Origin of the sequence: Bacillus sp. FSL K6-1366 (genome assembly GCF_037976695.1) — a bacterium.
Taxonomy (GTDB): Bacteria; Bacillota; Bacilli; order Bacillales; family Bacillaceae; genus Bacillus; species Bacillus subtilis.
On record NZ_CP150268.1, the window covers coordinates 865,536 to 878,009 of the forward strand.

A 12,474-nucleotide genomic window follows, 5' to 3' on the forward strand; every position below is an offset into this window, starting at 1 on the left:
AACCGTTCTCCTTTCTTTTATGATCCGACAGCTGTGTGGTTTTTCAATCCGCTCATATTCGACTGGAAAACCAATTGACGGTTGACTGCGTTCAAATAGGCTTTCGCTGATGCTTCTAATACGTCTTGCGCTATGCCCCGACCTGCTGATTCTTTTCCGTTCACCAAAACTCTTACATACACCTGGGCAAATGCATCTTCGCCTTTTCTGTTAGACTGAATGCGGTAGTCTAAGAGCTCCACGTCCTTATCGATGCAGCGCTCAAGCGTATTGTAGATTGCTTCCACACTTCCAGCTCCAGTTGCAGCTTCCTGAATAAGCTCTGCGTTTTCTTGATTTTTCAACGAAAGAGTAGCCGTAGGGACCTGACTTGTTCCGTAATGTACTTGCAGAGAAAGAAATTCATACCCAATCTTGCGATCTGTTACTTTTTCTTCTAAAATAAGAGAAACAAGATCCTCATCAGTGATTTCTTTTTTCTTCTCAGTCAACTCTTTGAACATCGTAAAGAATTTATTAATCTCTTCACTGTCAAATTGGAATCCTAAAGCAGTCAGCCGGTCTTTAAATGCGTGGCGTCCGGAATGTTTACCTAGGACAAGCGCATCTGCGGTTACGCCGACAAGCTCCGGTGAAATAATTTCATAAGTCGATTTTTCCTTTAAAAAGCCGTCCTGATGGATGCCTGATTCATGAGCAAATGCATTATCTCCAACAACCGCTTTGTTGCGCGGGACAGCCATGCCTGTCAGTTTGCTTACTAAATCACTTGTTCTCTTAATCTCGTTCAGTGTAATGCCTGTTTCGACTTGGTAGAAATCTTTTCTGGTATGGAGGGCTACGGCAATTTCCTCTAATGCCGCGTTTCCGGCTCTTTCACCGATCCCGTTCACAGCGCATTCGATTTGATCAGCGCCATTTTCAATCGCAGCAAGAGAGTTTGCGACTGCCATTCCCAAATCATCATGACAGTGGGCTGAAAGCTTTGCTTTGTGAATGTTCGGAACGTTTTCTTTCATATATTTAAAGATATTTCCGTATTCCGCCGGGGCCAGGTAGCCGACAGTGTCCGGAAGATTGATAACACTGGCGCCTGCGTCAATCACTTTCTCGACGATTTCTGCTAGAAACGGCAGTTCAGTGCGGCAGGCATCTTCAGCTGACCATTGCACAATCGGAAAACGTTCTTTTGCGTATCTCACCATTTCAACCGCTCTTTCAATGACTTGCTCACGTGTCATTTTCAGCTTGTGCTTCAAATGAATGTCCGATGTGGCGATAAATACATGAATTCTTGGTTGAGCGCCATCCTTTAACGCTTCCCAAGCAGCATCAATATCACCTTTTACACAACGGGCCAGACCAGTTACTGAACAATTTTTAATGGTTCTTGCGATTTCCTGAACAGCTAAAAAGTCACCTCGGGACGAAGCGGGAAATCCCGCTTCAATGATATCTGCCCCGAGTCTTTCGAGCTGCTTAGCTATGGCAAGTTTCTCCTGTGTATTTAAGTTCACTCCAGGGGACTGTTCACCATCACGAAGCGTCGTATCGAAAAAATTAATTTTGCGCAACGGAGACCACCGCTTCCTTCTTCTTGCCTTGTTTCACAAACGGCATCATTTCACGAAGCTTTCTTCCCACTACTTCGATTTGATGTTCGTTCTCGCTTGCATTGATAGCGTTGAAACGAGGACGGTTTACTTGGTTTTCGACGATCCACTCTTTTGCGAATGTTCCGTTTTGGATATCTTTTAATACTTCTTTCATAGATTCTTTTACTTTAGCGTCCACAACGCGAGGACCTGATACGAAATCTCCCCACTGTGCTGTATCAGAGATTGAATATCTCATTCCTGCAAGTCCTTCTTCGTACATAAGGTCTACGATTAATTTCAGCTCATGAAGACACTCGAAGTATGCAAGTTCAGGCTGATAACCTGCTTCAGTTAATGTTTCAAATCCGGCTTTGACAAGCGCGCTTAATCCGCCGCAAAGAACTGCTTGCTCACCGAACAAATCTGTTTCTGTTTCTTCTTTAAATGTCGTTTCTAATACACCCGCTCTTGCGCCGCCGATTCCTTTTGCATATGCGAGGGCTTTGTCTCTTGCTTCTCCAGTCACATCTTGATAGATTGCGAACAATGCAGGTACGCCGGCTCCTTGCTCATATGTTCTTCTGACCAAGTGTCCCGGTCCTTTAGGCGCCACTAAGAATACATCTACATCCGCCGGAGGAACAATTTGATGGAAATGCACGTTAAATCCATGAGCGAATACTAATGATTTTCCTGCTGTCAATTCATCTTTGATTTCAGCTTCGTAGACTTTTTGCTGCTGCTCATCCGGAAGCAGAACCATAATGATTTCGGCTTGGGCTGCCGCTTCTTTTACTGAAAATACTTTATGTCCGTCTTCTTGGGCTTGAGTGAAAGATTTTCCTTGTCTAACACCGACGATCACGTCTACTCCGCTTTCTTTAAGGTTCAGGGCATGTGCGTGGCCTTGCGAACCGTACCCGATAACCGCTACTGTTTTTCCAGCCAATACGTTCTCTTTGATATCACCGTTATAATATACTTTTACCATTTCAATCTCTCCCTTGTTATGTTTTATACAATAGATATTGTTTTATTGGATGACGCCTTTTGCTGGGTTCCCCTCGCAAAAGCCGTTGTACCTGTTCTCGCGATTTCTTTAATGCCATAAGGTTTTAATAACTCAATAAGCGCTTCAATTTTGTTAGATTCACCTGTCACCTGAACAACGATGCTGTCTCTGCTGACATCAACGACAGAGGCTCTAAACGGTTCTATGATTCCATTAATCTCTGTTCTCGTTGAAGGTGCGGAGACAACCTTGATTAAGGCCAGCTCCCTCTGGACAATCGATTGATTTGTGATGTCTGTGACTTTCAGCACATCAATCTGTTTGTTGAGCTGTTTCGTTAACTGTTCAACATCATTTTCTCCTTCAACGTGAACGACGAAGGTGATTCTGGAAACGCCGGCTGTTTCTGTGTGTCCAACTATAATGCTTTCAATGTTGTAATGCCTTTTTGTGAATAGACCGGTGATCCGGTTTAACACTCCGGAGCGGTTCACCACAGTCAATGTGATAATTCTTTTCAAGGTTTCACCCCCACCATTTCATGCAGCCCTTTCCCCGGAGCCACCATCGGGAATACTTTTTCTTCGCTGGCAACCCGCACGTCAATGACAACAGGTTCTCTTGATGTTAATGCCTCTTCCAGCTTTTCCTTTGCTTCCGCTTCTGATGAAATTCTGATGCCTTTAATGCCGTATGCTTCGGACAATTTGACGAAGTCAGGCTGAGAAGCGAATTTAGATTCTGAATAACGTTCTTCATAGAAAATTTCCTGCCACTGTCTGACCATTCCGAGACAAGCGTTATTTAAAATCACTACCTTGACCGGAAGATTTAATTCGCGAATAACATCGAGTTCTTGAAGCGTCATTTGGAAACCGCCGTCTCCGACAACCGCGACAACAGTAGCATCTTTTTCGGCCAGCTGTGCGCCGATCGCCGCCGGAAGACCGAATCCCATCGTTCCAAGTCCGCCTGACGTGACCCATTTATCTGCTTTTTGGAACGGATAAAATTGCGCTGACCACATTTGATGCTGGCCTACATCCGTTGCGACAATGGCCTCTCCTTTTGTAAATTGATGAATATATTCAATCAATTTCTGAGGTTTAAAACCTTCTTCTTCATTATCTACATACCAGAGCGGATACTCTTCTTTCCATTCTGCGAGCTGTTTTTTCCATTCGCTTGAATCGCTTTGTTTGCCGTCTTGTTTGATCAGCTCCTGCAGGACAATTTTGCTGTCTCCGACTACAGGAATCTGTGTTTTCATGATTTTTCCGATTTCAGCTGGATCAATATCGATGTGGGCTATCTTTGCGTTTCTGGCAAAGTGTTTCAGGTTTCCTGTGACACGGTCATCAAAACGGGCGCCGATACTGATTAATAGATCACATTCATGAAGAGCCATATTGGCTGTATAAGTACCGTGCATTCCCGCCATCCCTAGGAAAAGCGGATGGTCAGCCGGGAAGCCTCCGAGCCCCAAAAGGGTGTGTGCCACAGGGATTTGCTGCTGTTCAGCATAATTTTTTAATTCTTCTGACGCTTTTCCGTGCAGTACGCCCGCACCCGCCAGGATCACCGGTTTTTTCGCACTGCTCACGGCTTCCACAAGCTTGCGGATCTGCAAATAATTCGGCTCTGTTGTCGGCTGGTATCCCGGGATATTCATCTCATGATCGTAGCTGAATTCTCCTTCAATTGTTGCTACATCTTTCGGAATATCAATCAATACAGGTCCGGGTCTTCCAGTTGTTGCAATATGGAACGCTTCTTTAATGATGCGCGGCAGATCTTCCGGCTGGCGAACCTGGTAGCTGTGTTTTGTTACTGGCATCGTAATCCCTAAAATGTCAGCTTCCTGAAATGCGTCGCTCCCGATTACAGAGGTTGCTACCTGCCCTGTAAAGACAACTAACGGCAATGAATCAATCATGGCATCAGCAAGGCCTGTAACGAGGTTTGTCGCTCCCGGCCCTGACGTGGCAATGACGACACCCGGTTTTCCGGAGACTCTTGCGTATCCCTCCGCTGCATGAATCGCGCCTTGTTCGTGACGGGGAAGGATATGTACCAACCCTGAATTGTACAGCTTATCGTAAATCGGAAGCACAGCCCCGCCCGGATAACCGAAGATCATTTCTACTTTCTCTTTTTTTAATGATTCAATCAGCATTAATGCTCCGCTCATCGTCTGTGTACATTTGGCAGATGCTGAATCCACCTGTACATTAGTCCCCATTTTAGTTCCTCCTTTTGGATTTTCATCCTTTAAAGATCATCTTTTCATTAGCTAGATAGCTGATTATTCAATAAAAAAAGCCCTTCCGCCCACAATCAGCCGCGCAGTAACTGCGATAGCTAAAAGGGGCGAAAAGGCTTTTCTTTCCGCGGTACCACCCTTGTTTACGGCCTTAGTCGGCCGTCTCATGGATATTTCTATCCGCTTTAGTAACGAGTGAATCAAGTTCACCCGGCCAAGTCCTACTGTCATTTCAGACTGGCACTCTGAGGCGAGTTCACCTTGTAAAGCTTCGCCGGTTCTCAGCTAACCCGGTTCTCTGTGGAAAGCTTTTTCAAGGCTACTTATCCTCATCTGCGCTTTTCATATTCAGCCTTCGGAACGGCTTTCCAGCTGTTCAAGAAGGTCGTTTGTTTTTCATTTTTTTAGAATCATACTGCGATGATTTTCGCTTGTGAAGCTTGCGTTTATCTTTTGTTGAACTCATATTACGCCGCTTTGGACGCAGTGTCAACAGCATTTTTTAAAATTATTAGACAATTTCGATTAATCAAACTATATTGTATACGCTTTCATTATTGATACAAAAGGAATTGCAAATGTTAAAAGTTTTTATAATTTTTTTATTAATCTATCAAGAGTACACCAGAATTATTCAATTTTATATAAACATGTAAGATTTTATAACACGCTATGATTCGTATGGGAATAGAGTTTGACAGATCATCTTGCAGACCATTTCAATTCGGATAGGCACTCCTATTATTCCCCGGCATACATTAATGGTATCTTGCAAAGAAAAGGTGATACGATGAATAAATCATTAGCAGACATGCAAGGATTCCCTGCAGGCTTTCCGAGCTTCCCGAGCTTTCCGCAGCAGTACTATCCTGCTGTCCCTTCCTTTTACCAGCAAAGCCATCAGCCATTTGGAGGCTACGGATACGGACAGCCGTTCAGCCAGGCATATAGCCCGTTAACCACTCCCTCTGCTATGTACTCCTCTTATCCATACACTTCAGATTTTTTCGGGCAGCAATTTTCAGGCACTGGCTTCAGCGGCCATAGCGGCGGGTTCAGTATTCCGGCGACACATGTCGGCGGTTTTAGCGGAACAGCCGGTGTGCATGGAGGCTTTAGATATTAAAGAAAACTGCAAGGGCCGAACACGATTTCGGCCTCTTTTTTGCTTTCAAGCATCTTTTGAAGCTCATACATTCCAAAAAGGCTTCAATACTGTCAGATTATCTGTCTTTATAGTTGGAAACAGGATCGAATATGATTAAGATGAATGTTTGAGGAGGAATAAAATGTATATAAAACTAGATGATTTAACCGGTCATCAGGTGGTTTCACTGGTGAATGAGCATTTACATAGCATGACGCTTATGTCCCCGCCGGAAAGCATCCATGCCTTAGGTTTAGAGAAACTAAGAGGGCCTGGAATAACATTTTGGAGTGCATGGGAGGGTGATGAACTAGCTGGCTGCGGAGCGCTAAAAGAACTGGACAGCCGGCACGGAGAAATCAAATCAATGCGAACATCTGCATCACATTTAAGAAAAGGCGTTGCCAAACAAATTCTCCAGCATATCATTGAAGAAGCTGGAAAGCGAGGCTATGAGCGGTTAAGCTTAGAAACGGGTTCAATGGCTTCATTTGAGCCGGCAAGAAAGTTGTATGAAAGCTTCGATTTTCAGTACTGTGAACCGTTTGCAGACTATGTTGAAGATCCAAACAGTGTGTTTATGACGAAGGAATTGTGAGACGATTTTATAAGGATAGATAAGTGCAGGGGAAGGTCTGTCTTATCTATCTTTTTTTAAATTCACACATTTTTCACCTTTATGATACACGTCAATGTTTTCAATTTTGTTTAATTCAAAGAACAGCGGGAATTACAAACGACATGAACGATATCATGCAAATTCATAAAGGAGGAGATTGATATGAAAAGCATAGTTGGTGTATATGAAACTCCGCAGGAAACCATCGCAGCGATTGAAGGCTTACTCACAAAAGGCTATGATTCTGATGACATTTCTGTTGTGACAAGCCGGCGAGATACAGATTATTTGGAGTCACGTACAGGAACAGAAGTCAATCAAGCCATCGATGCACATCAGGACGAATCTGAATCTTTTTTCGATAAACTGAAAGATTATTTCACAATGGATGATACTGCTACACACAGCAAAGCATTATCCGACTTGGATATTAAAACTGATGAAATAGACAAGTATCAAGAAGATTTGGATGACGGAAAACTTTTGGTAGCCGTCGATACAGATGCAGATGTAATTGCTCCTGTTGATAACGGCAATGCCCTTTCAAGCGGCTTTTCAGGCACAAATGAATTGGATTATATAACAAAAGAAGAAAAAACGATGCCGCTCCGGGAAGAACAGCTGAAGGTCGATAAGGAAGACGTTCAAACCGGCGAAGTAGAAATAGGAAAAGAAGTGAAAACAGAAAAAAGAGATATGGACATTCCTGTGAGACATGATGAAATTTATGTCGAACGCCGGCCAGTGGATGAAAATAAAGCGGATGCTTCTCCCGTCAACGATTCGGAAGAGATCAGAGTGCCAATCGTTGAGGAAAAGCTGGAAGTGACTAAAAAACCAGTTGTCACTGATGAAGTGGTTGTCGGTAAACGCACTGTCGAAGAAAATGAACATATTTCTGAAACTGTGAAAAAAGAAGAACCTCGTCTGAATAAAGAAGGAAAAGTTGACGGCTTGGATGATGATCCGTTAAATAATAAATAAAAATCATAGACCGACAACAAAAAACCTCAAATCCTAAATGGATTTGAGGTTTTTCTTTTTGGTACGTCCCAGGAGAGATTCGAACTCCCGACCGACGGCTTAGAAGGCCGTTGCTCTATCCAGCTGAGCTACTGGGACACGTTTTGTTTTTTTGTTTTTCGCTTTAACTATCAGCGACAAGATTTATTATATATGGGATGCAACAATAAGTCAACGGTTTTTTAGAATTTTTTTCATGAGGAAGAAAATTTTCTTCCTCATGACATTTTCATAGTGTGACTCGGTTTTGCAGATCCTCAATTTCATTGCCTGCTTGGTCGTAAAAACGGACTGTCGCAGCATCATTTTCTAATGTCAGTATAGCATAGCTTTCTGTCCTGCGCACCCTCGGAAGCCGGATGCTGCCTGGGTTAATCATCAGTTTGCCCCGCAGCACTTCGCTTCCCGCGATGTGCGAATGCCCGAAGCAGATAATATCCGCTCCGAGCTCCTCTGCACGATAGTATACGTTTAACAAGGTCTGTTTTATACCGTGAAGGTGGCCGTGTGTGACCAGTATTTTTCTTGAGCCGGCAGTCAGTAGAAGCTCGTCCTTAAAATCGCCGGCAAAATCGCAATTGCCTTTTACAACCGCATAAGGCTCCAATGCAGGATGCCTCGTTTCAAGCTCAGAGTCCCCGCAATGAATCATGAGATCAACTTCTGCCTCATGCCGTTTCGCAATGGTTTGGAGTTCTTCTTCAAGCCCATGGCTGTCACTGATAATCAGCACGTTCATGTACAAGCTTCCTCCTTATGCCTCCAAAAGCTTAGACAGCTTTTTAAGCGCGTCAGCCCTATGGCTGATTTTATTTTTTTCATCACTTGTCAGTTCAGCCATTGTCTTATCTTTATCTTTCACGATAAAGATTGGGTCATAGCCAAAGCCATATTCTCCTCTCGGTTCTTCGGCAATATACCCTTCAACATGGCCTTCGACTGTTTTTGTTTCCTCACCGGGAATACTCACGGCCAGTGCGCAGCGGAAACGGGCGGTGCGCTGTTCTTTTTCGATACCTTTCAGCTCGCTGAGCACTTTTTCGATATTTGCCTGGTCGTCTTTCTGTTCTCCTGCATAGCGGGCTGAATAAACTCCGGGTCTGCCGCCAAGATTATCGATGGATAGACCGGAGTCGTCCGCAATCACCATTTTGTTCACTGCTTTGGCAACAGCTTCCGCTTTCAGAATGGCATTTTCTTCAAATGTATGGCCTGTTTCTTCAATTTCCTCTGTGAATCCAATTTCAGCTAAAGATTTGACATCATAGCCTCTTGGCTCAAGAATTTCTTTGAATTCCTTCACTTTTCCCGGATTATGTGTTGCAATAATTGCTTCTTTCATGATGATCAAGCCTTTCTGTCTTTATTTCAGTTCTGGCAGAGAATCACCCAGCACTTCTTTTTGCTTGTCAATCAGCTCTTGAATTCCTTTTTCCGCAAGACCCAGAAGACCGTTCAGATCCTCCCTTGAAAAAGTCGCCTCTTCCCCGGTTCCCTGCAGTTCCACAAAACGGCCGCTGCCTGTCATGATGACATTCATGTCAACTTCAGCCGAGGAATCTTCTTCATAATTTAAATCTAACAAAATTCCCTGTTCCTTATCAATTCCAACAGAGATTGCAGCAAGAAAATCAGTGATCGGATTTGTCTTGATTGTTCCTGCTTTGATCAGCTTGCCAATCGCAATCGCCATAGCAAGAAATGCGCCTGTAATGGAAGCTGTTCTAGTTCCTCCATCAGCTTGAATAACATCACAGTCAATCCAAATCGTCCGTTCACCGAGCTTTTCCAGATCTACAACAGCTCGAAGCGCTCGGCCGATCAGGCGTTGGATCTCCATTGTTCTGCCGGAAATTTTCCCCTTAGAAGATTCTCTGATTGTTCTTTGGTTTGTTGCCCGCGGCAGCATGCTGTACTCTGCTGTAATCCAGCCTTTCCCTCCGCCCCGCAAAAACGGCGGTACGCGATCCTCAACAGACGCGTTGCAGATTACCTTTGTATTCCCTGCTGTTATTAGAACAGAACCTTCCGGATGGCTGATAAAATCCAAATCGAATGTGATTGGACGCAGCTCATCGTGTTGTCTTCCGTCATGTCTCATGTTTTACCTCCGATTGTATGTACATAAACCATTTTTGTCCCGGAATTGAATAAAGAAAGAGGCAGCCGGAACGCTAACCTCTTTCTTTCTAGTATATCAAAAATCCCAATTTAAAAACTACCCGTATTCACTTGAGAAGGTCTGGAGACCGGTTCTGTGAGCTTTTCGCCTTTTTCATTTACAAGCTCTGATTTTCCGTTCACTTTAACAGAGACGCTTTTTACATCCGGCTGCTCCGTTAACGTCAGCACAATGCTGTTCAGCACTTCTGAAGAAATCATTTTCGTCTTCTCATCGGCGCTGCCGAATATAGATTGATTGAAATCCAACGTCACGCGCCCGTCTTTGATTTTCGGTTTGCTGACCAGCTTTACATCTTCACTGAAGTCTGTTAACAGCCCGCTCACCTTGCTTGGCCCTTTAGCCAATTCATTGACGGCTGCCGTGATGTCGTCTTTTTCCGAATTGTCGATTCGTTTGGTCACAGGCACGTAGTATTCACTGTCTTCGTTTTCCGCCAAATAGTAGACTGTCAGCGGATGGGTAGCAGTGAGATCATTTACACCGGCTGTTTCCAAATTAATGCCGTCTTTGCGGCTTAAATCATCTGAGATCGGCGTCCCTCCTACAGGCATCTCCTTCAATTCATGCCCGTTTATTCTCAGCTTCACTTTATCTATCGAACTAAATTGCGTCAGCGTCCACGTCACAGATTGAACGATTTTCTGTTCGTCTTCTTTCTTATAATTTTTGAACTCATTAGAGAAATCAGCTATCGCGGTTCCATCTTTTTTGATGTCAACGTTAACGGTGGTGTCAGCCGGCAATACAGCTCTGAAGCCATTCGGAAGAATTTCAGACACAGGCCCGCCCTGTACGAGGTATTCAAGCGCTTGTTTAGCCGTGCTCTCACTTTTAGGAAGAGGCAGCGTTTGCGCAACAACATACCCGTTTTTATCAATGAGATAAAGCTCCCTCATAACAGTAGATGAGGCTTGATCCGCTTTTGCGGTATCGCTTTTTTCACTTTCTGTTTTTTTGGCTGCTGTTGTATTTGAATTGGCACCCGCTTCATCGTTCACGAATGTAACGTCTTGAGGCGGATCAATTTCCTCGGCTGCCTTATCAGATTGAAACAAACCGCATCCGGATAAAAGCAAGGCAGAGGTGAGACAAGTGGCACCAATGACTGCAGGTCCTTTTTTCAGCATACTTTTCCCTCCTAAGGATGTTTGTACTATTATGTATACGAGCCTCTTTAGGAAATAGACCGAAGAATTCCGGCAAAACAGAAAAAAACCCGCAACATACCGTTGCGGGGAAAACTATCTTCTAATCGGTTCTTGCAGTGAGATGCATTCCACATGGCCCACCTCATGCCCAAACCAATCGTCTGCGATTTTCGCAAACTGATCACGCGCTCCTGTTGTCAAGAACTGATGATCCGGGGCATTCGCAGACTGGTTCAGCAGCCCTTTATACGAGAGAATCGTGCTGACTTCCCGGGCTGTTTCATCGCCGGACGAAATAATGTTAACGTGTTCTCCCATATATCTTTGAATGGCTTCTTTCAAAATGGGATAGTGGGTGCAGCCTAAAATCAGCGAATCAATCGATGTATCTTTTAACGGATACAGCGAGGTTTTGACAATCTCGTCTGCTGTTTTGTCAAGAAACTTCCCGCTTTCCACAAAAGGCACAAGCAGCGGGCAGGCAAGGTTTTCAACCTTCAGATCAGGATTTAATGCCAAAAGCGCCTCTTCGTACGCATTGCTCTTAATCGTATTCTCTGTGCCGATGACACCGATATGCTGATTATCCGTCACTTTTATCGCTGCTCTCGCACCAGGCTGAATCACTCCGACCACCGGTATACCGACGCTTCGCTGGATGTCATCCAATGCGATCGCTGTTGCTGTATTACAGGCGATCACGAGCATTTTGATATGGTGGTTTTCGAGTAAATAATTCGTCAGCTCCCACGTATATTGAAGCACCTCTTCTTCAGGGCGCGGCCCATAAGGACACCGTTTCGTATCCCCGACGTAGATAATATTTTCTTTAGGTAGCTGTCTCATGATTTCCTTCGCAACGGTTAAACCGCCAACCCCGGAATCAATGACTCCTATTGGTTGTTCCAACAAAATCGCCTCATTTTCTCTTCATTTCATGCTGCAGTTTCATCAAAGATTTTTCGAAGATGGCTATTTCTTCATCTGTAAACGATTCGAACATATCACGCAGATATTCCTGTCTTTTTGTAATGACCTCTTGGATAATACGTTCTCCTTCAGGCAGCAGATGTATCCGGACAACACGTCTGTCCGCCGGGTCCTTGACCCGCTCAACAAGCTCATTTTTTTGCATGCGGTCGATTAAGTCCGTTGTCGTGCTGCATGCCAGATACATTTTGCCCGATAATTCACCGATTGTCATATCTCCTAATTCATAAAGCCATTGCAAGCCGACAAATTGCGGCGGCGTAATCGCATATTGGTTAAGGATTTCTCGTCCTTTTTGCTTAATGATCGCGGCAATGTGGCGGAGTGACTTTTCAATATCCGCAACATGCTCCAAAGGTTTTGATGTCATTTGTCCATCCCTCACTCAAGGATCTCTTACGCACAAAAGCGTTCCGTGTCTATTTTCCTTCTTTTTCGAAGAAAATGCAAGACTACAAGGAGAGAAATAGAGGACTTTAGTCAAACAAC

Annotated in this window: 13 protein-coding genes, 1 tRNA gene and 1 other annotated feature; of the genes, 3 read left to right on the top strand and 11 right to left on the bottom strand. The window is 44.2% G+C overall.

The window, feature by feature from the left end; all coding sequences use genetic code 11:
• Positions 1–17: 17 nt before the first annotated feature.
• The 4 genes from MHI44_RS04720 to ilvB are packed head-to-tail and all read right to left on the bottom strand — an operon-like array spanning position 18 to position 4,852.
• Positions 18–1,574 (bottom strand): 2-isopropylmalate synthase, encoded by a 1,557-nt coding sequence (locus MHI44_RS04720; RefSeq protein WP_339202989.1) that lies wholly within the window; start codon positions 1,572–1,574, stop codon positions 18–20.
• Positions 1,561–2,589: a ketol-acid reductoisomerase gene (gene ilvC, locus MHI44_RS04725; protein WP_003222549.1), complete on the bottom strand. Its 1,029-nt coding sequence runs from the start codon at positions 2,587–2,589 to the stop codon at positions 1,561–1,563. Before ilvC ends, MHI44_RS04720 begins: the two co-directional genes overlap by 14 nt.
• A 23-nt stretch (positions 2,590–2,612) precedes the next feature.
• Positions 2,613–3,131 carry an acetolactate synthase small subunit gene (gene ilvN, locus MHI44_RS04730; protein ID WP_339202991.1) on the bottom strand — a complete coding sequence of 173 codons (519 nt, stop codon included), beginning with the start codon at positions 3,129–3,131 and terminating at the stop codon, positions 2,613–2,615.
• The gene (gene ilvB, locus MHI44_RS04735; RefSeq protein ID WP_339202993.1) at positions 3,128–4,852 is read right to left on the bottom strand and encodes an acetolactate synthase large subunit; all 1,725 of its coding nucleotides are present in this window, start codon (positions 4,850–4,852) and stop codon (positions 3,128–3,130) included. Before ilvB ends, ilvN begins: the two co-directional genes overlap by 4 nt.
• A 121-nt stretch (positions 4,853–4,973) precedes the next feature.
• Positions 4,974–5,218 (bottom strand) — a binding site (T-box leader).
• A gap of 445 nt (positions 5,219–5,663) precedes the next feature.
• Between ilvB and cotQ the strand changes: the two genes are divergently transcribed.
• The 3 genes from cotQ (at position 5,664) to MHI44_RS04750 (ending at position 7,623) form a co-directional block, all read left to right on the top strand.
• Positions 5,664–5,999, top strand: coding sequence for an inner spore coat protein CotQ (gene cotQ, locus MHI44_RS04740; protein ID WP_024572292.1), 336 nt, complete (start codon positions 5,664–5,666; stop codon positions 5,997–5,999).
• 163 nt (positions 6,000–6,162) lie between these two features.
• On the top strand, positions 6,163–6,618 hold the full coding sequence (locus MHI44_RS04745) for a GNAT family N-acetyltransferase (protein ID WP_086344167.1): 456 nt from the start codon (positions 6,163–6,165) through the stop codon (positions 6,616–6,618).
• Positions 6,619–6,801: 183 nt separating this feature from the next.
• Positions 6,802–7,623 (top strand): YsnF/AvaK domain-containing protein, encoded by an 822-nt coding sequence (locus MHI44_RS04750; RefSeq protein ID WP_339202997.1) that lies wholly within the window; start codon positions 6,802–6,804, stop codon positions 7,621–7,623.
• A 64-nt stretch (positions 7,624–7,687) separates the two neighbouring features.
• Here MHI44_RS04750 and MHI44_RS04755 read toward each other — a convergent pair.
• The 7 genes from MHI44_RS04755 to MHI44_RS04785 all read right to left on the bottom strand — a co-directional run bounded on the left by MHI44_RS04755 (position 7,688) and on the right by MHI44_RS04785 (position 12,355).
• Positions 7,688–7,761, bottom strand: a tRNA-Arg gene (locus tag MHI44_RS04755).
• A gap of 130 nt (positions 7,762–7,891) precedes the next feature.
• Positions 7,892–8,401 carry a metallophosphoesterase gene (locus MHI44_RS04760; protein ID WP_015384295.1) on the bottom strand — a complete coding sequence of 170 codons (510 nt, stop codon included), beginning with the start codon at positions 8,399–8,401 and terminating at the stop codon, positions 7,892–7,894.
• A 15-nt stretch (positions 8,402–8,416) separates the two neighbouring features.
• Positions 8,417–9,013 (bottom strand): XTP/dITP diphosphatase, encoded by a 597-nt coding sequence (locus MHI44_RS04765; protein ID WP_015251523.1) that lies wholly within the window; start codon positions 9,011–9,013, stop codon positions 8,417–8,419.
• A 12-nt stretch (positions 9,014–9,025) separates the two neighbouring features.
• Positions 9,026–9,763, bottom strand: a complete 738-nt coding sequence (gene rph, locus MHI44_RS04770; RefSeq protein ID WP_003246039.1) for a ribonuclease PH — start codon at positions 9,761–9,763, stop codon at positions 9,026–9,028.
• A gap of 110 nt (positions 9,764–9,873) precedes the next feature.
• Complete coding sequence (gerM, locus tag MHI44_RS04775; protein WP_181220006.1) at positions 9,874–10,974, bottom strand: spore germination protein GerM; 1,101 nt, start codon at positions 10,972–10,974, stop codon at positions 9,874–9,876.
• A 114-nt stretch (positions 10,975–11,088) separates the two neighbouring features.
• Entirely contained in the window at positions 11,089–11,907 is an 819-nt protein-coding gene (gene racE / locus MHI44_RS04780) for a glutamate racemase (protein ID WP_015251521.1), read from the bottom strand.
• A gap of 7 nt (positions 11,908–11,914) precedes the next feature.
• Positions 11,915–12,355 carry a MarR family transcriptional regulator gene (locus MHI44_RS04785; protein ID WP_003229573.1) on the bottom strand — a complete coding sequence of 147 codons (441 nt, stop codon included), beginning with the start codon at positions 12,353–12,355 and terminating at the stop codon, positions 11,915–11,917.
• Between the last annotated feature and the right edge of the window lie 119 nt (positions 12,356–12,474).